The following is a 23,191-nucleotide window of genomic DNA, read 5'->3' as shown; positions in this document are numbered from 1 at the left end:
CCAAAAGTCCTCAGGATGCGATCGCGTCGGGGGTTTTCTGATCGGGGAGAGCGGCAGCCAGGATCGCCCTTTCGGCGAACTGGTCGCGGGTGAGCTCGGCGCTGACGCGGCCGCCGCACATCACCAGGATGCGGTCGCAGATGCCCATCACCTCCGGCAGTTCGGAAGAGACGACGACGATCGCCATGCCATCCTCGGCAAGCTGGTACAGTAGCTCATAGATCTCGGATTTGGCACCGACATCGATGCCGCGCGTCGGTTCGTCGACAATGAGAACCCGCACGCCCTGTTCGGACAGCCAGCGGCCGAGGATGACCTTCTGCTGGTTGCCGCCGGAGAGGTTGATGATGTCCTGCTTGCGCGACGGCGTGCGCACCTTCAGCTTCTTGATAAAGGTCTCGGCCGTGGCGATCTCGCTGGCGCGGTTGAGCACGCCGAAGCGTGTGTGATGGCGCCGCGACGAGATGTTGATGTTCTCCTCGACCGAGCGCCCCTGGATGATGCCGTCATGCTTGCGATCCTCCGAGCACAGCACGATGCCGGCCCGGATCGTGCCACGCGGATCGGTGGCGCGAACCAGCTTGCCGTCGACGGTGATGGTGCCGCCCGAGCGCGGATCGGCGCCATAGACCAACCGCATCAGCTCCGAGCGCCCGGCGCCGATCAGGCCGAAGAAGCCGACGATCTCGCCTGCCCTTGCCTCGAAACTGGCCGGTGTCTGCAGTTTGGGGCCGCTGAGAGCGTCGACCTTCAGGCGGACATCGCCTGTTTTTCGTGCGCGAAAACCCCAGATATCCGAAATCTCGCGGCCGACCATCTCGGCGACGACCTGATCGCGGGTGACGCCTTTCAGCGACGCGTGGTGCGCCGCGAGCTTGCCGTCGCGCAGCACGGTCAGGCTGTCGCAGAGCCGGAACACCTCGTCGAGCCTGTGCGAGACGTAGATGATGACCTTGCCCTCGCTGCGCAGGCGATTGATCAGGGCAAACAGGATTTCGCTTTCGCGCGAGGACAGCGACGAGGTCGGTTCGTCCAGCGCGATAACGCGTGCGTCGAGCATGACCGCCTTGGCGATCTCGACCATCTGGCGTTCGCCGATCGACAGCGTCTTGACCTTGCGGCGCATGTCGATGTCGATACCGGCCGATTTCAGCTTGGCGCCGACGTCGTCCAGCATCCGGCGACCGGCGATGATGCCGGCGTTGGCGGGGAAACGACCGAGGCTGAGGTTTTCGGCAACGGTGAGTTCAGGAACGAGTTGCAGTTCCTGATGAATGACAATGACGCCATTGTCGAAGGCATCCCGGGTCGAGGTATAGGCTTGAACCCTGCCGTCAATGCGGATCTCGCCCTGATCGGCATGCTGGTCGCCGGAGAGGATCTTGATCAGGGTGGATTTGCCGGCGCCGTTCTCGCCCATCAGGCCATGCACGGCGCCTTTGTCGACGCCGAACGAGACGTCCGACAGCGCCTTGACGCCCGGATAGGTCTTGGTGATGTGCGAGAAGTCGAGAAAGGACACGAGCCGATCCTTTTGAGCCATGACAAACAGGCGGCGGGATGAGCCGCCGCCTGTTTGTACAGGGAGGATTATTCGATGCCGAGGCCCTGGCGGACCTTCTGGTAGTCGTCACGCTTGGCGAGTGCACCGGAAGTCAGGATCAGCTTCTCCGGTTCCTTGTTGTTGGCAACCCAGTCATACATGTTGAGCGCCGTCTCGTAGCCATGACGCTTCGGCGAGATGATCACGGTGCCGACGAAGCCAGTGGCGGTCGGCTTCTTGAACTCGTTGATTGCGGAATCCGCGCCGCCAATGCCAACGCCGATCACGCTGTCAGCGGGGATGCCGACGCTTTCGGAAGCACGCACTGCGCCGAGCACCGCCTCATCGTTGAGGCCGAAGGAGACCCATTTCTTGATGTCGGCATGGGCGTTGAGCACGACCGTTGCGGCGTTGAGGGCGGCTTCGGTGTCGGTCTTGGCCTGTGGCGCGTCGAAGATGTTCTCGGCCTTGAAGCCGTTTGCCTTCAGCACCGAGATGGCACCTTCGACGCGGTCGACCGCGGTCGGCAGTTGGTCGTAGGAGACGCGGATGGCGCCGACCTCGTCGGCCTTCCAGCCGCGTGCCTTCATTTCGTCGACGATCGCCTGGCCGACGGCTTCGCCGATCTTGGTGGCCGAAATGCCCATATGCGGCACGTCTTCCAGCGCCTTGCCGTCGGCGCCGACCAGACGGTCGTCGACAGTCATCAGCTTGAGATTGTTGGCGGCGGCCTTGGCGACGATGCCGGGGCCAAGCTTCACGTCCGGTGTGCAGACGATGAAGCCCTGGGCGCCCTGGGCGCCGAGATTGTCGATCGCCGACATCAGCTTCTCACCGTCCTCGGCGCCGATCTTGACCAGGGTAAAGCCCTTCTCCTTGGCGGCCTGGTCGGCGAACTTCCATTCGTCCTGGAACCACGGCTCCTCGGGCTGTTTGACGATGAAACCGATCTTGGTGTCCTGAGCATATGCAGCGATGGTCGTGACGGACAGCACGGCAAGCGCGCCCGCGACGAGCGCGGTCTTCAAAAGTCGCATGATTACCTCCCAGCGATAGACCGGGCGCTCAGCCCGGATGCCGGAGTCTCTAATCGCTTTTATCATACTCGTCAATTGATCTGGTATGATAATTAATGTACATGCTCTGACCAGCGATCGCTGGCGCAATTGATCCGCATCCGTTAAGGGCGGACCGGCTGTGCGAAACCAGCGGTTCGCCGCCTTGGAGGAGGGCTGAGGTGACCGAGATTCTGAAAAAAGCCCCGGGAGATACGACCACTCGCCGCCCGCGCGTGATGCCGGATGTGACCAAGGCGATAGCCTCTGACATCTTCTCCGGGCGCTATCCGGCCGGCTCCTCCTTGCCGACCGAAAACGAGCTCGGCGTCGAGTATGGCGTCAGCCGCACCGTGATCCGCGAAGCCCTGAAGGTGCTGGCCGCCAAAGGGCTGGTGCTGTCGCGGCCACGCATCGGCACGATCGTCTGCAACGAGGACGACTGGAACATCATCGACCCGCAGGTGCTCGCCTGGCACGCGCCGCACGCGCTGGACGACAAGCTCTTCGACGCCATCCTCGAAACGCGCCGCGCCATCGAACCGCTGGTCGCAGAACTCGCCGCCACCCGCGCGACGCTACAGGAAATCGCCGATCTCGAAGCGGCATGGCGAGGCATGGCCGGCGCTGGCGAGGACCTCGCCGCCTTCTCGCGCAGCGACATCGCTTTCCACCAGATCGTCTATGCCGCGAGCCACAACCCGATCTTTCGCCAGATCGGTAATCTCATCGACACCGGGCTGAAATTCTCGCTCGAGGCGACGGCGGTGATTTCGCTCGACCGGCGCATGGAGGCCGTGGCGGCGCACCGCGAGGTGGTCGAGGCGCTGCGCATGCGCAATGCCGAGGCGGCACGCGGGGCGGCAAACAAGATCCTCGACCTCGCGGCGCGCGACCTCGGCAGCGCCAAGAAACTCAAGAGCAACTGAGACTGCGCATGAAAATCATCTCGCTCACCACCTACATCGTTCCGCCGCGCTGGCTGTTCCTGAAAATCGAGACCGATGCCGGCGTCACCGGCTGGGGCGAGCCGGTCGTCGAGGGCCGGGCACTGACCGTCGAGGCAGCGGTCAAGGAGCTTGGCGATTACCTCATCGGCAAGGATCCCCGCCTGATCGAGGACCACTGGACGGTGATGCACCGCGGCGGCTTCTACCGTGGCGGGCCGATCCTGATGAGCGCCATTGCGGGCATCGACCAGGCACTGTGGGATATCAAGGGCAAGGCGCTCGGCGTGCCTGTGCATGAATTGCTCGGCGGCAAGCTGCGCGACACGATCAAGGTCTATTCCTGGATCGGCGGGGACCGGCCGGCGGAAATCGCGGCGGGTGCCCGGGAAATGGTTGCGCGCGGTTTCCTGGCGTTGAAGATGAACGGTACCGAGGAGTTGCAGATCGTCGACAGCCACGACAAGATCGATGCCGCTGTCGAACGCGTCGCCATGGTGCGCGAGGCCGTGGGGCCCAACATCGGCATCGCCGTCGATTTTCACGGCCGCGTGCACCGGCCGATGGCGCGCGCCCTGGTCAAGGAGCTGGAGCCCTACAGGCTGATGTTCATCGAGGAGCCGGTGCTCAGCGAAAACCGCGAGGCGCTGAAGGAGATCGCCGCGCTTGGCTCGACGCCGATTGCGCTCGGTGAGCGGCTCTACAGCCGCTGGGACTTCAAGTCGGTGTTCGAGGAAGGTGTCGTCGATATCATCCAGCCAGACCTGTCGCATGCCGGCGGCATCACCGAATGCCGCAAGATCGCGGCGATGGCGGAAGCCTATGATGTGGCCGTGGCGCCGCACTGCCCGCTCGGGCCGATCGCGCTTGCTGCGTGCCTGCAGCTCGACGCGGTCAGCTACAACTGCTTCATCCAGGAGCAGAGCCTCGGCATCCACTACAATGCCGCCAACGACCTGCTCGACTATGCCGCCAACAAGGATGTCTTCCGCTACGAGGATGGTTATGTCGCCATTCCCGACGGACCGGGACTGGGTGTCGAGATCGACGAGGACTATGTCAAGGAACGCGCCAAGGAAGGCCATCGCTGGCGCAATCCGGTCTGGCGCCACAAGGACGGCTCCTTCGCCGAGTGGTGATCGGGCTGCCTTTCAGTCTCTAAGCGCTCCATGAACAGTGAGGACTTTGTCCGGCGAGCCATCGCTCTCAAGAAATGGCTCGTTCGTTCCGTTGATGGAGGCGCTTTCAGCGGCGTTGCCTGAACTGGCCACCAAGCGCAACGGCCGCAGTGCGGCACATTCATCGGCTGCGAATTGCAGAGGAACTGTTTGGTGGAGCCAATCGGGATCGAACCGACGACCTCTTGAATGCCATTCAAGCGCTCTCCCAACTGAGCTATGGCCCCACTTCCGGCAGTCAACCGGCGCCGTTTCCGGCGAAGAGATCCGGCGCGGGTTGGAGACCGCGCCGTTAGTGCAGGCGGCTTCTAACCCCGCCCTTCTCAGATATCAAGCCTTCGAGAGCCGCTTTTTCTTCACAGGCCTCGAAAGCCCGCAAACGCCCGCTTTCAAGGCCGATCAGACCTCGTCGTCGTCGTCGCCGACGCCGATCATGTCGGCGACATCGTCGTCTTCTTCCTCTTCGTCGGCAAGGAAGGTGTCATCTTCGTCGTCGCCGAGATCGACGTCGTCCTCGTCGTCGCCAAGATCCGGCAGGTCGTCGCCCTTGACGTCCTCATCAGCCTCTTCGAGCGAGACGACCTCAACGCCTTCTTCTTCCTCGGCGTCCACTTCCTTCTCGGCCACTTCCTCTTCCTCCTCGAGAGCGGCAATCTTGCCTTCCTCGAAATAGGAACGCGGATAGGTCTTGCCGGTGTAGGGCGAGACGATCGGGTCCTTGTTCAGGTCGTAGAATTTTTGGCCCGTCTCCGGGTCGATACGTTTTGTGCCAAGTTCGGTTTTTGCCACGGCAAGCCTCGTCAATAAAAGAGTGGTCCCCTTAACCACAGTTTGCAGCGGTGTCAAAGCGAAAAGCCGGCGTCACAAAACCATGCATTGAAAGGCCTCGCATCAAGTGACGACCATGGGGATGACCATTTCGCCCCACCGTGATACGAGACCGCCGCAACAAATGAAAAGCGCCGGCCTGCCGGCATTCCGTCCAGGGAAATTCCATGTCTCACGCCGCCGCCCCCAAGCCGGCCACCGCCCGCCAATCCCCAGCCCTTTCCGGCATCGCGCGCGTGCCGGGCGACAAGTCGATCTCGCACCGTTCCTTCATGTTCGGCGGCCTCGCCTCCGGGGAGACCCGCATCACCGGCCTGCTCGAAGGCGAGGACGTGATGCGCACGGGTGCGGCCATGAAGGCAATGGGCGCGCATATCGAGAAGAACGGCGACGAGTGGGTGATCCGCGGCACCGGCAATGGGGCGCTGCTGCAGCCGGAAGGCCCGCTCGATTTCGGCAATGCCGGCACCGGCTCGCGGCTGACCATGGGCCTTGTCGGCACTTATGACATGGAGACGACCTTCATCGGCGATGCCTCGCTGTCGGGTCGGCCGATGGGCCGCGTGCTCGAACCCTTGCGCCAGATGGGCGTGCAGGTGCTGAAGGCGACGCCGGGCGACCGCATGCCGATCACGCTGCATGGGCCAAAGCATGCCGCGCCGATCACCTACCGCGTGCCGATGGCCTCGGCGCAGGTGAAGTCCGCAGTGCTGCTTGCCGGGCTGAACACGCCGGGCATCACCACCGTCATCGAACCTGTCATGACGCGCGACCACACCGAAAAGATGCTGAAAGGGTTCGGCGCCAATTTGTCGGTCGAGACCGACGAGCGCGGCGTGCGCCACATCTTCATCGAAGGCCAGGGCAAACTGACCGGCCAGACGATCGCCGTGCCGGGTGACCCGTCCTCGGCCGGCTTCCCGCTGGTGGCCGCACTGATCGTGCCGGGTTCGGACATCACAATCGAAAACGTGCTGATGAACCCAACCCGCACCGGTCTTCTGCTGACGCTGCAGGAAATGGGCGGCAAGATCGACATTTTGAACCCGCGCAATGCCGGTGGCGAGGATGTCGCCGACCTGCGCGTGCGTTACTCCGAACTGAAAGGCGTCATCGTGCCGCCCGAACGGGCGCCGTCGATGATCGACGAATATCCGGTGCTCGCCGTCGCTGCCAGCTTCGCCGAGGGCGAAACGCTGATGCAGGGGCTGGAAGAACTGCGGGTGAAGGAGTCCGACCGGCTGTCGGCCGTCGCCAACGGGCTGAAGCTCAACGGCGTCGACTGCACCGAGGGCGAGGCCTCGCTTGCCGTGCGCGGCAAACCGGGCGGCAAGGGGCTTGGCGGCCATCCCAACGGCCAGGACACCACCGTGCAGACCCATCTCGACCACCGCATTGCCATGAGCTTTCTGGTCATGGGGCTGGCGACGGAAAAGCCGGTGACCATCGACGATCAGGCGATGATCGCGACGAGCTTTCCGGAATTCATGGGACTGATGACAGGGCTGGGCGCGGAGATTGAAGAGCGAGGGGGTTAAAAATGGGCGAGAGCGACTCTCAAAGAAAAATTGGAATAAATATCGACGTTGGTGTAGGCGCCAAGGCCGAAATAAAAGCTGAAATCCCGCCTCAATCCTCCGGCCGCTTGCTAGATGCGCTGACGGATTTAATCCGGCCGATGTCAGAAGCACGAGGCCTGCGCGCAGATCAGATCAGGCTTCAACGCGAAGATGTTCTCATTGAGATAGCCAAGCGCGCTCGACAACGCTTGGATATTGAAGGTGGCCAATTTAGCCCAATTCCCAACAAGATACTGGTACCAGCTCTGGAGAAAGCATCCCTCGAAAGCGCTGACGACAATGAAATGATTGAAAGATGGGCAGAGCTTATCGCCAATGCGGCCAAAGGTAACGGAATATCTCCGCATCTAGTAAACATACTCTCTGAACTTTCTTCGAGTCAGGCAGAACTTCTGGAGAAAATATTTTGGGAAGGCAATGCAACCGACGAGGTCGATTACAAGCCAGAACAGAAGGATAAGAAGTATATTGAATATGTAAATTCTATTGTTACTGAGCGGCCTATTGCACACCATCCTCGCAACTCACTGATTCTTAGTGGTGCCATTCGTAAGATTATCGATGTAAACGACCCTTATGAGTCATTTTTCTACTTCTCCCAATGCGTTTTGCCTGGCCCAGGGTCTTTTTACATGAGCGCCACCATCTCTAGCAAAGAATTTAGCATTATAGATCAGATACGTGACGCTTACGACGATGAGGATATTCGAGTTGACATCTCAGTACTTAGCAATTTGTCTCTAATTGAGAAACAAATTATTGCGTTCGACTCCAAGGATTCTACCATATTGTGCTCTATTGAGCTCTATCGCATATCATCTTTTGGCTACTATTTTTTGAGAAAATGTTCAAGAAACATCAGAGAATTCTTGGAAGATTTAGCAAGATCTGAAGATGAACCGTTATAATACGGAAAAGTGATGACCGTAATCGCCATCGACGGACCCGCCGGCGCCGGCAAAGGCACGCTGGCCCGACGGCTTGCCGACCACTACCGGCTGAACCTGCTCGACACCGGCCTCACCTACCGTGCCGTGGCCTATGCGCTGATCCAGCACGCGCTGCCGCTCGACAATGTCTCGGCCGCCGAAACCGCTGCCCGCCAGGTCAATCTGGCGAAGCTCGACCGGGCGGTGCTGTCAGCGCATGCGGTCGGCGAGGCAGCCTCGAAGGTCGCCGTGTATCCGACCGTGCGGCGCATCCTCGTCGAAAAGCAGCGCGATTTTGCCAAGACGCCGCCGGGTGCGGTGCTCGACGGGCGCGATATCGGCACCGTGGTGTGCCCCGACGCCGACATCAAACTCTATGTGACGGCGAGCGCAGAGGTGCGGGCACGGCGGCGGCTGGCGGAGATCGAGAGCATCGGCGGCACCGCTGATTTCACCGAGATCCTCGCCGATATCGTGCGCCGCGACGAGCGCGACATGGGCCGTGCGGACTCACCTTTGAAGCCGGCGACCGACGCGCACTTGCTTGATACCAGCGAAATGGCTATAGAAGCCGCGTTTCTTGCAGCCATGGCGATCATAGACGACGTGCTGGCCAAGAGAGACAAGGCCTGATCCGGGTTTTTCCCTCGTGTTTCCGTTGTCGGAGGCGAAGAAAATACCCATATCGGGCACGAACCAGCCTGCCAGCATTCTTCATGCGCCGGAATTGCCGCTTAAAGAGCGGCCCAGGGTTTTTGTAGCCCGGAACGCCAGCAGGCCAACGCAACGCTAACCTACGGCGCCCGTCCCGCTTCTAGATGCGGGGCACTCCAGGAGAAACAATGTCAGCTGCAAATCCCACTCGCGATGATTTCGCGAGCCTGCTCGAAGAATCATTTACCACAGGCCATTCCGGCGAAGGTCAGGTCGTCAAGGGTACGATCACCGCGATCGAAAAGGACATGGCCATCATCGACGTCGGCCTCAAGGTCGAAGGCCGCGTGCCGCTGAAGGAATTCGGCGTCAAGGGCAAGGACACCACCCTCAAGGTCGGTGACACCGTCGAAGTCTATGTCGAGCGCATCGAAAACGCGCTTGGCGAAGCGATGCTTTCCCGTGAGAAGGCCCGCCGCGAAGAGAGCTGGGTCCGTCTCGAAGAGAAGTTCACCAAGGGTGAGCGCGTCGAAGGCGTCATCTTCAACCAGGTCAAGGGCGGCTTCACTGTCGACCTCGACGGCGCCGTGGCCTTCCTGCCGCGCAGCCAGGTCGATATCCGCCCGATCCGCGACGTCTCCCCGCTGATGCACAACCCGCAGCCCTTCGAGATCCTCAAGATGGATCGCCGCCGCGGCAACATCGTGGTGTCGCGCCGCACCGTGCTCGAAGAGAGCCGCGCCGAACAGCGTTCGGAAATCGTGCAGAACCTCGAAGAAGGCCAGGTTGTCGAAGGCGTCGTCAAGAACATCACCGACTATGGTGCGTTCGTCGACCTCGGCGGCATCGACGGTCTGCTGCATGTCACCGACATGGCATGGCGCCGCGTCAACCATCCGACCGAAATCCTCAACATCGGTCAGACGGTCAAGGTGCAGATCATCCGCATCAACCAGGAAACCCACCGCATCTCGCTCGGCATGAAGCAGCTCGAGAGCGATCCGTGGTCCGAGATCGGCACCAAGTTCCCGATCGGCAAGAAGATCAAGGGCACCGTCACCAACATCACCGACTACGGCGCGTTCGTTGAGCTGGAGCCGGGCATCGAGGGTCTCATCCACGTTTCGGAAATGTCGTGGACGAAGAAGAACGTGCATCCCGGCAAGATCCTGTCGACGACCCAGGAAGTCGACGTGGTGGTGCTCGAGGTCGATCCGGCCAAGCGCCGCATCTCGCTCGGCCTCAAGCAGACGCTCGAGAATCCGTGGCAGGCTTTCGCCTCGAGCCATCCGGTCGGCAGCCAGGTCGAGGGCGAGGTCAAGAACAAGACCGAGTTCGGCCTGTTCATCGGCCTCGAAGGCGACGTGGACGGCATGGTGCACCTTTCCGACCTCGACTGGACCCGTCCGGGCGAGCAGGTCATCGAAGAGTACAATCGCGGCGACATGGTCAAGGCGCAGGTGCTCGATGTCGACATCGACAAGGAGCGTATCTCGCTCGGCATCAAGCAGTTGGCCAAGGATACGGTCGGCGAAGCGGCGACTTCAGGCGAACTGCGCAAGAACGCGGTCGTCACCTGCGAAGTCATCGGCGTCAAGGATGGCGGTCTGGAAGTGCGGCTGGTCGACAGCGGCATCGAGACCTTCATCAAGCGCTCCGATCTGAGCCGTGACCGCGACGAGCAGCGCCCCGAGCGCTTCACCGTTGGCCAGAAGGTCGATGCCCGCGTCATCGCCTTCGACAAGAAGACCCGCAAGCTGCAGGTCTCGATCAAGGCGCTGGAAATCGCCGAAGAGAAGGAAGCGGTCGCTCAGTACGGCTCGACCGACTCCGGCGCTTCGCTGGGCGACATCCTGGGTGCCGCGCTGAAGAAGCAGGGCAGCTAAGCTTCGGCTGTCTGCCGCGCCTCGCGCGCGGCCTCAACAAAAACCCCGCCGGAGCGATCCGGCGGGGTTTTTCTTTGACTTGACCGACGTGAAGGGTTGGAAGGTTACGCCCTGCCGTAAAGCGGCACCAGCGTGCCGCTCATCGCCTGATTGGCCGGCGAGGCAAGGTAGGCGATGGCCTCGGCGGCGGCTTCGAGGCTGACCCATCTGGTGACATCGGCATCCGGCATGTCGGCGCGGTTTGCCGGCGTATCGAGTGTCGACGGCGCCACGGCATTGACCAGGATGCCCCTGTGCTTCAGCTCTTCGGCCATCGCCACCGTCATCGCGGCAACCGCCGCCTTGCTGGCGGCGTAAGCGACCATGCCAGCGCCGCGCCGCGGATCGAGCCCGGCGCGCGCCGTGACGTTGACGATGCGGCCCGCCGTGTCCGACGACAGCATTGAGCGGATCGCGGCGCGGCAGCACAGGAAGGCGGTGCGTGCATTGGTGTCCATCATCTCGGCAAAGGACGCCGACTCGATCTTTTCCACCGGTGCGGCGGTGAAGCCGCCGGCCAGGTGGATTGAGCCCCACAGGCCTGGAACCTGACTGTAGAACGCTTCGACCTTGGCAGGGTCCGAGAGATCGACATTGTGCACCAACTGGACACGGTCATGCGCGGCGAAGGGAAAATGCGCTGGTGCGGCGGCATGGGCGTTGGGCACATGGCAGATCGCGCCGTCACTCAGCAGTTTGCCGACAACCGCACCGCCGAGCGCACCGGTTCCACCGGTCACGACGATATGCTTGCCTTCAAGTGTTTCCGTCATCTTGGACGCTCCTGTCATTTTTTATCGTTAGGTCGTTTCTGTGCCGCCGACGCGAAGCGTCGCGCCTTTTGCCCCGTCACTCAATTGACATCTCGACATGGCAGTTGTCGCGTCTTTGCATGCGTCCGCCCACCGGCCGGCCGTGGTTCAGGGCGGCGAGACGGGAAATACGTAGCACCGTCCTTCAGTCAACCGTGATTTCGATGACGCGCGGCAGTCCGGTGGCCCGGGCGCGCTTCAACGCGTCCGCGAGAGCGTCGATGTCGGCAAGCCGTTCGGCGCCGATGCCATAGGCCTCGGCCAGCTTGCAGAAATCCGGCGGCGCCGGCGATACGCCGACCGGCTCGACACCGACATCGAGCATCGAGGTTTCAATCTCGCGGTAGCCTCTGTTATTCCAGACGACGAAGATGACCGGCGCCTGCGCGTCGAGTGCGGCGCCCAATTCCGGCAACGTGAACTGGAAGCCGCCGTCGCCGGTCAGGCAGACAACCGGCGCATCGGGTATCGCAAGGGCCGCGCCAATCGCCGCCGGCGGGCCATAGCCGAGCGCGCCGAAGCCGGTGGCGGCATTGAACCAGCCGCCTGGGCGGTCGTGGTCGTAATAGAGGTTGGCGGCATAGATCGGCTGCGTCGAATCGCCGACGATGAGCGCGCCCGGCAAGGTGTCGCGGATCATCTCGACGGCGCGCACCTGTGCCTGCAGTGTCGGATTGAGCTCGGCAAAGGCTGCTTCCCGGGCGGCGGCGGCGCGTGTCGGCCCACCTTCGCTTGCCGGGATATGGCCCGTCTGCAGAAGCAGCGCTTCGAGCGCCTCGGCGCAATCGGCCTGGATCGAAACGGTTGCCGGGCGGCGGGCAAGCTGGTCGGCGCCGATATCGATACGGATCAGATTGGCGGGCAGGACAAAACCGCCATCGCTGTAGCCGTCATAGTCGGTCGGGCCGAATTCGGTGCCGGCGGCAATGACCAGGTCGGCGTCGGCCATCAGCGCCCGTACCGCCTTCAGGCTGGGACTGGCCGGCACGCAAAGCGGATGACCATGCAGCAGGCCGCGCGCATTGGTGGTCTGGACGACCGGCGCTCCCAGCCGCTCGGCCAGACGCCGCAGTGGCGCTTCGGCGCGTTTGGCGCCGCCGCCGACCAGGATCAGCGGGCGGCGCGCGGCACCGATGAGTTTGGCCGCGCTGGCAATTGCGGCACCTTCCGGCGCGGGTGGGGTCACATTGCTCAGCATGGCAGCGATGCCATCCGCCGACTTGACCATGACGTCGGTCGGGATCTCGATATGGACGGGGCCGGGCCGGGCCGATGAAAACAGGGCAAAGGCCTGCGCCAGGGCACCGGGCAATTCGCTGGCCTCGGTAACGCGCTGCGAAAACAGCGCCACCTTCTCCATCATGCCGCGCTGGTCCGGCAATTCATGCAGATGGCCCAGCCCCTTGCCCAGCGTCGGCGTGGCGTTGACGCCTGATATGATCAGCATCGGTACCGAATCGGCGCGTGCCTGCCCCATGGCGGTGATGGTGTTGGTGAGCCCCGGTCCGGTGATGACAAAGGCGACGCCCGGCTTGCCGCTGGCGCGCGCATAGCCATCGGCCATGAAGCCGGCGCCCTGTTCGTGACGCGGCGTGACGTGGCGGATATTCGAGCGCGCCAGCCCGCGGTAGAGCTCGACCGTGTGGACGCCCGGAATCCCGAACACCGTGTCGACGCCATGCGCTTCAAGCAGCGAGATGAGGGCTTCGCCGAGTGTCGTCATTGGTTTTCCTCCCCGTCCGGCGCGAGGCCTAGTTCGGCCTCGACAGTCTTGATGCCGATCGCCGCCAATTCGCCGGCCGAGAACATCTCGCCGGCCAGGCAGCCTTCGATCCAGAGTCCGTCGATGATCGCATTAATCGCGATGGCATGGTGGCGCAATTGGCTTGCGTCCGGATTGCGCCGTTCGGCGGCGAGCACCTCAGCCACAACCGCCTCCACCTCATTGCGAAAACCAAGGTAGCCTTCGCGGTGGGCGTGGGCCAAGGTCGGATCCGCTCTGGCGCGGCCGATGAAGGTTGCCCAGAGCGAAAACACCCGCGCATCGATGATCGGCGCATTGAGGTTGGCGGTGACGAAAGCCGCAAGGCGCTGGCGAGGCGAGGCATTCTCCATGACCAAAGCCGCTTTCGCCTGCTCGGTCATGCGGCCCATCAGCGCTGCATAGGCTTCCTGCAGCAATTCTTCCTTGCCGGGAAAATAGTGCCGGATCAGCCCAGCGGTGACGCCGGCACGCAATGCGATGGTGCGCAAGGTGGCGCCCTGCAGGCCATGTTCCGCCACGCTGTCCAGAGTGGCCTCGATCAGATCCTGCCGCCGCCGCTCCTCGCCCTCGCGACGGAACCTGCGGCGGGATGGCATATTCATTGGCGCAGGATCGGTCGCGTCAGGCATGTCGGCCCGCCCTCGCAGGCGATGCAGAGCGCATCCGCCTCGAAGATTTCGACCGTGCAGCCGGCGGCTTCCATCGCGGCTTTGGTCTTTGGAAAGCCTGCAACGGCAATGACCTTGTGTGGGCTGGTCGGCAGCACGTTCAGGCTAAGGCCGTTGGAAGCCGCGAACTCTTCGGCGTCGCCTTCGACCAGCCGGATGTTGCGCGCCTTCAGCATCTGATAGAACGGGGCCGGCAAAAGCGGTGAATAGACCAGTGCGAGGTCGTCGGCCAGCGGGCTGATCACCGACATCAGATGCAGGCACGCCTCTTCGCCTTGCCACAGCGGCAGATCAAAGCCGTAGACGGAAACGCCCAGCGGCGTCAGCAGGTTGGAAACCTGCTGGATGCCTTCCTGGTTGGAGCGGACACCGCGCCCGATCACCAGCGTGCGGGCATCGAGCCATACACAATCACCGCCTTCGACCTGGCCAGGAACCTCGACGCGGCCCAGGATTGGAATACCCAGCCTTCGGTAGGTTTCCTCATGCAGCGAGGGCTCCCTGGCGCGCAACGGCTTGCCCATGGACAGGATCAGCGCGCCGCGATCGGTCATCAGCGACGGGTCGTGCGTGAACACCGAATCCGAAAGTCCATCCGCCGTGTCCTCGATCCATTCGATTTCGGCACCGGAAGCCGCCACCAGTTCAGCAAGGAGCGCGTGCTGCGATGCCGCTTTCGCCGGATTGAAACCCGGGCCATAGTGCCAAGCAGCCCTGTCGGCATTGCGCATGGCGTTGGCCGCCGACCGCATCAGCACGCGGCGCAGCGGCGCCGCCATGGACTGTGATCCGAAAGCGCTCATCGAAGTCCTTTTTCGCTGAAAAAAATCGAGAAAATTTCATGGAAGGCTATTTATACACTTGCACAACAAGCTCGCAAGTGCCGTAATAAGCAGGATTGACGGGCTCGCGCCGTTGGGTCCATGCTGAAGTCTGGAGCGGGGCAGTACAGCGTATATGTTGATTAGCCGGATAGACGTTCGACGAACCGCCACCGACCCTGTAGAGGTCACCCAGTGAGCGTGGTGGAAGCTGCCACAGTCCAATCCGGCAAGGCGCATGACGGCGCCGCCGAAGCCATCCACGTCGAAAACCTGCACAAGAAGTTCGGTGAGCTGCATGTGCTGAAGGGCGTCTCGCTGTCGGCGCGCGACGGCGAGGTCATCGCCATCATCGGCGGCTCGGGCTCCGGCAAATCCACCCTGCTGCGCTGCATCAACTGCCTGGAAAACCCGACCAGCGGCATCATTCGCGTCAATGGCGAGGAGATCAAGCTCAAGGCCGACAGCCACGGCCACACCATTCCGGCCGACCGCAAGCAGATCGAGCGCATCCGCTCCAAGCTCGGCATGGTGTTCCAGAACTTCAACCTGTGGAGCCACATGACGCTGATCGAAAACGTCATCGAGGTTCCCGTACATGTGCTTGGCGTCAAGCGCGATGTGGCGATCGGCGAGGCCGAGAAACTGCTCGCCCGTGTCGGTCTGGCCGAAAAGCGCGACGTCTATCCGGCCTATCTGTCGGGCGGCCAGCAGCAGCGCGCGGCGATCGCCCGTGCGCTGGCCATCAATCCGCGCGTCATGCTGTTCGACGAGCCCACCTCCGCACTCGATCCCGAGCTGGTCGGTGAGGTGCTGAAGGTGATCGGCGACCTGGCGCGCGAAGGCCGCACCATGGTGCTGGTCACCCACGAGATGAAGTTCGCCCGCGAGGTCGCGACGCATGTCGTCTATCTCTACAATGGATTGGTCGAGGAAGAAGGCCCGCCCGAGCAGATCTTCGGCGCGCCCAGATCCGAAAGGCTGAAGCAGTTCATCCGCAACATCGGCTAGAACAGGCCGGGACGGAAGAAAACCGGGAACCAACAACAAACTGGGAGTCATGAAATGAAGACCGTTCTGAAGACATTTGCCGCAGCGCTGCTGCTCGGCGTCGCAGCCATGGGCGTGGCCAAGGCCGATCCCGTCAAGATCGGCGTCGCCGCCGAGCCTTATCCGCCCTTCACCTCGCCCGATGCTTCGGGCAAGTGGGTTGGCTGGGAGATCGACTTCATCGATGCCGTCTGCGCCGAGGAGAAGCTCGATTGCGTCATTACTCCGGTCGCCTGGGACGGCATCATCCCGGCACTGACGACCAAGAAGATCGACCTCATCGTCTCCTCGATGTCGATCACCGCCGAGCGCGCGAAGACGATCGATTTCTCGGACAAGTACTATAACACGCCGACCGCGATCATCGGCCCCAAGGACCAGAAATTCGGCTCCGCCCCGGACGACCTCAAGGGTAAGATCGTCGGCGTGCAGGTTTCGACGGTGCACGCTGTCTACGCCAAGAAGCATTTTGGCAGCACAGCCTCCGAGATCAAGGAATACCAGACCCAGGACGAAGCCAACAACGATCTTGCCGCCGGCCGCCTCGATGCGGTTCAGGCCGATTCCATCGCGCTTGGCGAGTTCCTGAAATCCGACCAGGGCAAGGCCTGCTGCGACCTGAAGGGCATGGTCGCTCCCGATGACGAAGTGCTCGGACCGGGCGTCGGCGCCGGCGTGCGCAAGGAAGACACCGAACTGAAGGGCAAGATCAACGCCGGCATCAAGGCGATCCGCGCCAACGGCAAATATGACGAGATCTCGAAGAAATACTTCGATTTCGACATTTACGGCGGCGGCGGCGCGCAGTCGAACTGACGATCCTCGCATGAGCCGTGGGGCATGGCGTCAGCGCCATGCCCCACCTGCCCGATCTTTCCCAGGCATGTTTGCCGCCGACACAGCCGTCGGCGGTTGGCCAGCACTTCGGGGGCGACGCTGATCGACGCACTTCTTTCGGCCTCCGCGGCCGGCATCACCGAGCTTCTCTCGCCCTACCCGCCAGGCTGGGGCGGGACGCTTCTGGTCGGGCTGCTGCACTCGATCGAGATCGCGCTGGGCGCCACGTGCCTCGGCCTTCTGATCGGCACCGGCGGCGCCTACGGCAAGCTTTATGGCGGGCCGGTGGTGCGCGATCTCCTGGCGGTCTACACCACCATCGTGCGCGCCGTGCCCGAACTGGTGCTGATCCTGCTGCTCTATTACGCCGGAACCGACCTGATCAATCAGGCGCTGACGGCCATGGGCTATCAGCGCGTCGATGTGAGCGGCCTTGCCGCCGGCATCGCCGTGCTCGGCTTCGTCCAGGGCGCCTATTCGACAGAGGTGATACGCGGCGCGATCCTGGCCATTCCGCAGGGCCAGATCGAGGCCGCCCGCGCCTATGGAATGTCTCCGGGCCTGCTGTTGCGGCGCATCACCTTGCCGTCAATGCTGCCCTTCGCCATACCGGGCCTCGCCAATCTCTGGCTGATCGCCACCAAGGATACCGCGCTATTGGCGGTCGTCGGCTTCTACGAACTGGCGCTGGCGACGCGGCAGGCGGCGGGTGTCACCAAAGCCTATTTCACCTTCTTTTTCGCGGCGGGCGTGCTCTATCTGCTTTTGTCGCTGTTCTCCAACCTCGTCATCGGCCGGGTCGAGACCTGGTCGCGGCGCGGCATGCCTTCGCTCAAGGACGCGCGCTGATGGCCAACGAGGCTGCCATCATCAACGTCGTCGCGCGAACATCGCTGTGGCTGCAGCCGCACCGCATCGTGCTGATCCTGATCGCACTGGGCCTTGTTTTGTCGGCTGCCTTTTTCATGCGCTGGGACTGGCTGCCGCAATATTATGAAATGGGCTTGATCGGCATCTGGCGGTCGCTGTGGATCCTGGCCGTCACCTGCGTGCTGGGCTTTCTGCTCGCCGTGCCGCTCGGGCTGGCGCAAGCCGCCGGCTCATTCTGGTTCGCCGCGCCTGCCAAGGTGTTCTGCACGGTGATCCGGGGCACGCCGCTGCTGATCCAGCTCTGGCTGCTCTATTACGGCCTGGGTTCGCTGTTCCCGCAATATCCGTGGATCCGCGAATCCTGGATGTGGCCATATCTCAGGCAAGCCTGGCCCTATGGCGTGCTGGCGTTGACCCTGTCTTTCGCCGGCTATGAGGGCGAGGTGATGCGTGGCGCCTTTGCCGGTGTGCCCAAGGGGCAACTGGAGGCGGCGCGTGCCTTCGGCATGAGCCGCTGGAAGGCATTCCGGCGGATCTGGCTGCCGCAGGCCATCTACCGGGCGCTGCCGACGCTGACCGGCGAGACCGTGCTGCAGTTGAAATCGACGCCGCTGGTGGCAACGATCAGTGTCATCGACATCTTCGCCGTTTCGTCCAAGGTGCGGCAGGACACCTACCTCACCTATGAGCCCCTGCTGCTGCTGGCGCTGATCTACATGACGATCACCGGTATTCTGGTCTTCGCCTTCAGCAGGATAGAAGCCAGGATTCCCAACAAGATTGGTTAGAGGGGAGTAGGGGAGTAGGGGAGTAGCCAGCCACTATTCACGTTCACAATTCCATCCCCATTCGCTATTCACTGCTCACCAATCCCCTATCCCCTATTCCCTTACTCCCCTATTCCCCTAGGATTGCCATCATGCAACTCAGTCTCGACCAGGCAAAAGGACTGTGCCGGATGGCGGCACTTGGCGCTGGCGCCAATGAGGAAGCGGCACAATCGCTCACTGCTTCGATCATATCAGCCGAGGCCGAAGGGCTTTCCTCGGTCGGTCTGTCGCATTTCATCGACTATCTCGAGGCGCTGGAAGCCGGACGCATCGACGGCAATGCCGACCCGGTTATCACCCGGCCGGCGCTTGCGGTCTATCTCTCCGATGCACGCCGGGGGCTGGCGCATACCGGCTTCGACCGCACTATCGACGACCTCGCCAAGGCGGCAAAGCTGTTCGGCGTCGCCATCTTCTCGCAGAAGAACGCCTATACATGCGGCGCGCTCGGCTATTTCACCGGAAGACTGGCAACACTCGGGCTGGTGTCGTTCGCCGCCACCAACGGCCCGGCCGTGCTTGCCGGCTCGGGCTCGGTCAAGCCAGTCTACTGCACCAACCCGATGTCGTTTGCCGCCCCCGCCGCCGACGGGGCGCCGCTGGTCATCGACCAGTCGTCGAGCGCCACCGCTTTCGTCAACATCCGCAAAGCGGCCGAGGAGGGCAAGACGATCCCTGAAGGCTGGGCGCTGGACGCCAGCGGCAACCCGACCACCGATCCCGCCGCCGCCATGAAGGGCGCAATGCTCGCCTTCGGCGGCCAGCGCGGCGCCAACATCGCGCTGATGGTCGAGGTGCTGGCGGCGGGCCTGTCGGGCGCCAACTGGTCGCTCGACGCGCCATGGTTCAGCGGCGGGCCGGACAGCCCCGGCACGGGACTATTCGTGCTTGCTATCGAACCCAAGCTGCTCGATCCGGATTTCGAGCAGCGGATGAAGGACCAGCTCGACCGGCTGCGGCGGCGCTTCGGTGTGCATGTGCCCGGTCGTGCCCGCGCAGAGGCCGCCGAGAAGGCGCAAGCGCGGGGCATCACGGCATCCAAGGCGGTGGTGCAGCGCATTTCCGAATTCGCCGCACGCTATTCTTCCTGAATAGTTTTTTATATCAAATAGTTATCTGACATCTGCCCGCCGCAGGCGCGGCGCGGTGCGATTTTCTTTGCGCGCTGCTGAACCTTTCCGCGCCTTGCTGCGACCCAGCTTTGTCCAGGGCAAGGCGAGCTTGCCCGATCCACACCGGGGGAAGCAACAAACCGAAATCGAAAGCCTGCATCACGCGAAGGCCGGTCCTTCGCGCCTCGGAAACCTCAACCCAAATCAAAGGAAATTGTCATGACCAACACCAAGATCACCATGCTGACCGCCGTCCTTCTGCTCGGCTCGTTCATGGGTGCCACACAGGCAGCCACCCTGAAGGCCGCGCCGGCCAAGCCGACCAGCCCGGGTGTCATCGCCGCCCCGAGCGGCGGCGCCACCGAAGACCATTACTGCAAGAACGGCCATGCAAAATTCGCCAATTGCAGCGCCGATTTCGTCGCCGCCTGCAAGAAGGTTGGTGGCACCATGTCGGATGTTCAGGGCTGGGGTGGGCGTACTTGCTTCACGCCCTCCTGATACCGTCTCAGGTCAGGCCGCTCCGTCGGCCCCTGACTTCGCATGGATGTCACCCGGAAAACCCCGCTTTGGCGGGGTTTTCTGCGTTTTGATCGCACAATGAATAAAACATTCTTGTTTTGGTCAACTTTTGTTTATTTGACTTCGGCCGACCCGACCGGCCGTTTGCGCTGATTGAGCAAAACAGAGGAGCTATAATGTCGGCAAGCACGGACAACCCCCGCAACGCCCTTGTCATCCCGGTCCTTGGCAGGTTTTACGCGTCTCTGCACGATGGTGCCGAAACCGTTCTTCGTGTCGTCGCCGGCGGGTTTTTCGCCATCCATGGTTCGCAGAAGATCACCAATCCTTTCGGCGCTGCCGAGATGGTCGAGGGTCTCGGTTTCTATCCGGGCGCGTTGTGGTCGTTGCTTCTGGCCTGCACTGAATTCTTCGGCGGCATCTTCATTGCCATCGGGTTTTTGACGCGGCCGGCCGCCTTTGCCGGCCTGTTCGTGCTGCTGGTCACGGTCTGGTTCCACTGGGTCACGATGGACCAAGGCTATTCGGGCGCGGAAAAGTCGCTGCTTTGGGCGGCGATCCTGCTCTTTTTCGTCATTCGCGGCGGCAACCGCCATTCGGTCGACGCCCGTATGGGCAAAGCGTTCTGACAGGCTGATAGCGACGACGCGTCGCCCTTTGCCTTTGGCACGAAACGGATTATGAAACGGCTTCAGCCAAGCTTGCGAGCGCCGGAGCCAGCCATGACCGAAATCCTGCAGACCCCAAAGCTCGTCGTCGTCTTTGGCGGGTCAGGCTTTGTCGGCCGCCATGTCGTGCGCGCGTTGGCCAAGCGCGGCTATCGCATCCGGGTCGCCTGCCGGCGGCCCGATCTTGCCGGCCATTTGCAGCCGCTTGGCAATGTCGGCCAGATCCAGCCGGTGCAGGCCAATGTGCGCGTGCGCTGGTCGGTAGACCGCGCCGTGCAGGGCGCCGACCACGTCGTCAATCTGGTCGCCATCCTGCATGAGAGCGGCCGGCAGAAATTCTCCGCCGTGCACGAGTTCGGCGCCCGCGCAGTGGCCGAGGCCGCACGCTCGGTCGGCGCCGGCCTGACCCACATTTCTGCGCTTGGCGCCGATCTGGACTCCGAATCAGACTACGCGCGCACCAAGGCGCTTGGCGAAAAGGCTGTGCTGGAGACGATCAAGGACGCCGTGATCTTCCGGCCGTCGATCAATTTCGGACCCGAAGACGGCTTCTTCAACCGCTTCGCCAACATGGCGCGCTATTCGCCGGTGCTGCCGCTGATCGGCGGCGGCCAGACCAAGTTCCAGCCGGTCTATGTCGGCGACGTGGCCGAAGCGGTGGCGCGCTCGGTCGACGGCAAGGTGGATGGCGGCCAGATCTATGAACTTGGTGGACCGAAGGTGCTCACCTTCAAGCAGTGCATGGAAGAGCTGCTCGACGTGATCGAGCGCAAGCGGCTGCTGGTGCCGATGCCGTGGTGGGTGGCCAACATCCAGGCCTCGGTCCTCGGCCTGTTGCCCAATCCGCTGCTGACCAAGGACCAGGTGACGCAGTTGCGCGAGCACAACATCGTTTCGGACGCCGCCAACAAGACCAACAGGACGCTTGCAGGGCTCGGCATCCAGCCGCAATCGATCGCGACGATCCTGCCCAGCTATCTCTGGCGCTACCGCGCCGCCGGCCAGTTCCAGCAACGCAAGCCTGCTGCTTGATTTATCACAACCGTCTGAAGCTGTGTCTCATGCCTGTCGCGGCGTGACCCGCATCGGCAGACCGCCTTGCGGCTGCGTGGTCAGTTTCTGTACCGGCCAGGGTTTGGTTTCGGCTGTCGTGTCGAAGCGGAAGCGCGACAGCATGATCGCCAGCGCGATGATCGCCTCCTGCATGGCGAAGCTGGCGCCGATGCAGACGCGCGGACCCGCGCCAAACGGCAGATACTGGAAGCGGTCGATCTTTTCGCGATTTCCCGGATGGAAGCGCTCCGGCAGGAAGGCATCCGGCCGATCCCACAGTTTCCTGTGGCGATGCACGACCCAGGGCATCACCAGCACCGCGGCGTGCTTGGGAATATGAAGATCCTTCCACATTTCCGGTTCGATCGGCTCGCGATTGATCGACGGCGCCGGCGGATACAGCCTGAGCGCTTCGTCGAAAGCCGCACGCGTGAACGGCATGGCATCGAGCCATTTCGTCGGATCGGGCTCGCGCGCCAACACCTGGTCGATCTCCTGCTCGACCCGGTCGCGCTCCCACGGCGATTCAGCCAGGCAATACAGTGTCCAGCCCAGAGCCCGCGCGGTCGTCTCATGGCCGGCGCCGATGAAGGTGATGATGTTGTCCTCGACCTCGGCCCGCGTCAGTCCATCGGGTCCCTCGGCCTTGAGCAGCAGCGTCAGGAAATCCTGCGGCACGGCATCGGGGTCGCGCTTGAATTTCGCTTCGCGCATCTTGACAGTGTCGGTGACGATCTTGCGGAAATAGGCCATGGTCTTGCGGCCGCGGATACGGGTCAGCCTCGGCAGCCAGTCGGGCGCGCGCAACAGATCGAGCGGATCGACGCGACCCATGGTCTCGAACAGGCGGTCGATCTCGTTGGCGAAACTGCCAGGCTCGCCCGATATCTCGCCGGAAAACAGCGTCTCGGCCAGGATGTCGTAGGTGAGCAGCGTCATGTCATGGGCGATGTCGGACGTGCCGCCGTCTTCGTAGCGGGCGACGAAGTCCAGCGTGCGTCTCAGCATCGGCTGGGCGAAGCCGAAGATGTGGCGCGGCGTGAACACCGGCGCCATCGCCTTGCGCGACCGCTTCCAGACCTCGCCCTCGGCGGTCAGCAGGCCATCGCGCAGGATCGGCCGCAGGATCTTCTGACGCACCGTCGCCATCTTGTAGTTCCTGGCGTTGTCGACCAGCACATGGCGGATCAGGCCGGGATCATTGGCGACGATCAGATGTCCACCAACACCACTGGCCGAGATCCACGGCTCGTTGTAGGTGTGCTCACCCCACAATTCGAGCGGGTTGCGGTAGACGATGCGGATCATCTCCAGCGTCGAGGGCGGCGTGGTGCGCGGCTTCGGCGCCGGGGGAATGAAGGGGGCGGGCTGGATGTCCATGGGCTGCTCCGCTGATACCCCAATGTAATGGCTGGCAATGCGGGCGTCCATGTGACCGAACGGCAGGCGCAAATATGCAGCCCGAGGCGTCACGGCAGGCGATCCGTTCAGCCGATTGTGACCGCCTCCATGGCGGTGCCGCCTTGTCCGCGGCCGTGCCCTGC

Annotated in this window: 22 protein-coding genes and 1 tRNA gene; 14 read left to right on the top strand and 9 right to left on the bottom strand. The window is 62.7% G+C overall.

What is annotated here, in order from left to right:
- Window positions 1-10 precede the first annotated feature (10 nt).
- Entirely contained in the window at window positions 11-1,522 is a 1,512-nt protein-coding gene (gene araG, locus NP945_RS14110) for an L-arabinose ABC transporter ATP-binding protein AraG (protein WP_127267762.1), read from the bottom strand.
- A gap of 68 nt (window positions 1,523-1,590) precedes the next feature.
- Entirely contained in the window at window positions 1,591-2,580 is a 990-nt protein-coding gene (locus tag NP945_RS14105; RefSeq protein WP_027039820.1) for an arabinose ABC transporter substrate-binding protein, read from the bottom strand.
- Between the two features lie 200 nt (window positions 2,581-2,780).
- On the opposite strand from NP945_RS14105, the gene NP945_RS14100 reads away from it, so the two are divergent.
- Both NP945_RS14100 and dgoD read left to right on the top strand, forming a co-directional pair.
- The gene (locus tag NP945_RS14100) at window positions 2,781-3,527 is read left to right on the top strand and encodes a FadR/GntR family transcriptional regulator (RefSeq protein WP_127267761.1); all 747 of its coding nucleotides are present in this window, start codon (window positions 2,781-2,783) and stop codon (window positions 3,525-3,527) included.
- Window positions 3,528-3,535: 8 nt separating this feature from the next.
- On the top strand, window positions 3,536-4,684 hold the full coding sequence (gene dgoD, locus NP945_RS14095; protein WP_256746674.1) for a galactonate dehydratase: 1,149 nt from the start codon (window positions 3,536-3,538) through the stop codon (window positions 4,682-4,684).
- 190 nt (window positions 4,685-4,874) lie between these two features.
- Here dgoD and NP945_RS14090 read toward each other — a convergent pair.
- Together NP945_RS14090 and NP945_RS14085 are read right to left on the bottom strand one after the other, a co-directional pair.
- Window positions 4,875-4,950, bottom strand: a tRNA-Ala gene (locus tag NP945_RS14090).
- 172 nt (window positions 4,951-5,122) lie between these two features.
- Window positions 5,123-5,512 carry a TIGR02300 family protein gene (locus NP945_RS14085; RefSeq protein WP_256746673.1) on the bottom strand — a complete coding sequence of 130 codons (390 nt, stop codon included), beginning with the start codon at window positions 5,510-5,512 and terminating at the stop codon, window positions 5,123-5,125.
- A 206-nt stretch (window positions 5,513-5,718) separates the two neighbouring features.
- Here NP945_RS14085 and aroA point away from each other — a divergent pair, with 206 nt between their 5' ends.
- The 4 genes from aroA to rpsA all read left to right on the top strand — a co-directional run bounded on the left by aroA (window position 5,719) and on the right by rpsA (window position 10,600).
- The gene (gene aroA / locus NP945_RS14080; RefSeq protein WP_256746672.1) at window positions 5,719-7,089 is read left to right on the top strand and encodes a 3-phosphoshikimate 1-carboxyvinyltransferase; all 1,371 of its coding nucleotides are present in this window, start codon (window positions 5,719-5,721) and stop codon (window positions 7,087-7,089) included.
- Window positions 7,090-7,091: 2 nt separating this feature from the next.
- Window positions 7,092-8,039 (top strand): Abi-alpha family protein, encoded by a 948-nt coding sequence (locus NP945_RS14075; protein WP_256746671.1) that lies wholly within the window; start codon window positions 7,092-7,094, stop codon window positions 8,037-8,039.
- Window positions 8,040-8,051: 12 nt separating this feature from the next.
- The gene (gene cmk / locus NP945_RS14070; protein ID WP_256746670.1) at window positions 8,052-8,693 is read left to right on the top strand and encodes a (d)CMP kinase; all 642 of its coding nucleotides are present in this window, start codon (window positions 8,052-8,054) and stop codon (window positions 8,691-8,693) included.
- A 209-nt stretch (window positions 8,694-8,902) separates the two neighbouring features.
- Complete coding sequence (gene rpsA / locus NP945_RS14065; RefSeq protein ID WP_013528183.1) at window positions 8,903-10,600, top strand: 30S ribosomal protein S1; 1,698 nt, start codon at window positions 8,903-8,905, stop codon at window positions 10,598-10,600.
- Between the two features lie 104 nt (window positions 10,601-10,704).
- On the opposite strand, the gene NP945_RS14060 is transcribed toward rpsA, so the two are convergent.
- The 4 genes from NP945_RS14060 to NP945_RS14045 form a co-directional block, all read right to left on the bottom strand.
- A complete protein-coding gene (locus NP945_RS14060; protein ID WP_236383291.1) occupies window positions 10,705-11,412 on the bottom strand; it encodes an SDR family NAD(P)-dependent oxidoreductase in 708 nt (235 codons plus the stop codon).
- Between the two features lie 184 nt (window positions 11,413-11,596).
- Window positions 11,597-13,174 (bottom strand): 5-guanidino-2-oxopentanoate decarboxylase, encoded by a 1,578-nt coding sequence (locus NP945_RS14055; RefSeq protein ID WP_256746669.1) that lies wholly within the window; start codon window positions 13,172-13,174, stop codon window positions 11,597-11,599.
- A complete protein-coding gene (locus NP945_RS14050) occupies window positions 13,171-13,818 on the bottom strand; it encodes a TetR family transcriptional regulator C-terminal domain-containing protein (protein ID WP_236383290.1) in 648 nt (215 codons plus the stop codon). The genes NP945_RS14055 and NP945_RS14050 overlap by 4 nt, the downstream gene beginning before the upstream one ends.
- Window positions 13,815-14,687: a dimethylarginine dimethylaminohydrolase family protein gene (locus tag NP945_RS14045; RefSeq protein ID WP_127328869.1), complete on the bottom strand. Its 873-nt coding sequence runs from the start codon at window positions 14,685-14,687 to the stop codon at window positions 13,815-13,817. Before NP945_RS14045 ends, NP945_RS14050 begins: the two co-directional genes overlap by 4 nt.
- 213 nt (window positions 14,688-14,900) lie before the next feature.
- Between NP945_RS14045 and NP945_RS14040 the strand changes: the two genes are divergently transcribed.
- From NP945_RS14040 to NP945_RS14005, 8 genes are all read left to right on the top strand, one after another.
- The gene (locus tag NP945_RS14040; protein ID WP_127320830.1) at window positions 14,901-15,716 is read left to right on the top strand and encodes an ABC transporter ATP-binding protein; all 816 of its coding nucleotides are present in this window, start codon (window positions 14,901-14,903) and stop codon (window positions 15,714-15,716) included.
- Window positions 15,717-15,770: 54 nt separating this feature from the next.
- A complete protein-coding gene (locus NP945_RS14035) occupies window positions 15,771-16,571 on the top strand; it encodes a transporter substrate-binding domain-containing protein (protein ID WP_023811511.1) in 801 nt (266 codons plus the stop codon).
- Window positions 16,572-16,727: 156 nt separating this feature from the next.
- On the top strand, window positions 16,728-17,441 hold the full coding sequence (locus tag NP945_RS14030) for an ABC transporter permease (protein WP_256746753.1): 714 nt from the start codon (window positions 16,728-16,730) through the stop codon (window positions 17,439-17,441).
- Window positions 17,441-18,250, top strand: coding sequence for an ABC transporter permease (locus NP945_RS14025; RefSeq protein WP_027039831.1), 810 nt, complete (start codon window positions 17,441-17,443; stop codon window positions 18,248-18,250). Before NP945_RS14030 ends, NP945_RS14025 begins: the two co-directional genes overlap by 1 nt.
- Before the next feature lie 131 nt (window positions 18,251-18,381).
- Window positions 18,382-19,383, top strand: coding sequence for an Ldh family oxidoreductase (locus NP945_RS14020; protein WP_164749058.1), 1,002 nt, complete (start codon window positions 18,382-18,384; stop codon window positions 19,381-19,383).
- Window positions 19,384-19,623: 240 nt separating this feature from the next.
- Window positions 19,624-19,905: a hypothetical protein gene (locus NP945_RS14015; protein ID WP_127270320.1), complete on the top strand. Its 282-nt coding sequence runs from the start codon at window positions 19,624-19,626 to the stop codon at window positions 19,903-19,905.
- A gap of 197 nt (window positions 19,906-20,102) precedes the next feature.
- Window positions 20,103-20,555, top strand: a complete 453-nt coding sequence (locus NP945_RS14010) for a DoxX family protein (RefSeq protein ID WP_256746668.1) — start codon at window positions 20,103-20,105, stop codon at window positions 20,553-20,555.
- Window positions 20,556-20,648: 93 nt separating this feature from the next.
- Window positions 20,649-21,626 carry a complex I NDUFA9 subunit family protein gene (locus NP945_RS14005; protein ID WP_256746667.1) on the top strand — a complete coding sequence of 326 codons (978 nt, stop codon included), beginning with the start codon at window positions 20,649-20,651 and terminating at the stop codon, window positions 21,624-21,626.
- 27 nt (window positions 21,627-21,653) lie between these two features.
- Here NP945_RS14005 and NP945_RS14000 read toward each other — a convergent pair whose 3' ends face one another.
- A complete protein-coding gene (locus tag NP945_RS14000) occupies window positions 21,654-23,027 on the bottom strand; it encodes a cytochrome P450 (protein ID WP_127270315.1) in 1,374 nt (457 codons plus the stop codon).
- Window positions 23,028-23,191 lie beyond the last annotated feature (164 nt).

Origin of the sequence: Mesorhizobium sp. LMG17149 (genome assembly GCF_024518695.1) — a bacterium.
GTDB lineage: Bacteria > Pseudomonadota > Alphaproteobacteria > Rhizobiales > Rhizobiaceae > Mesorhizobium.
Note: the sequence above shows the minus strand (reverse complement) of the source record. Positions and strands in the feature narration are given on the sequence as shown.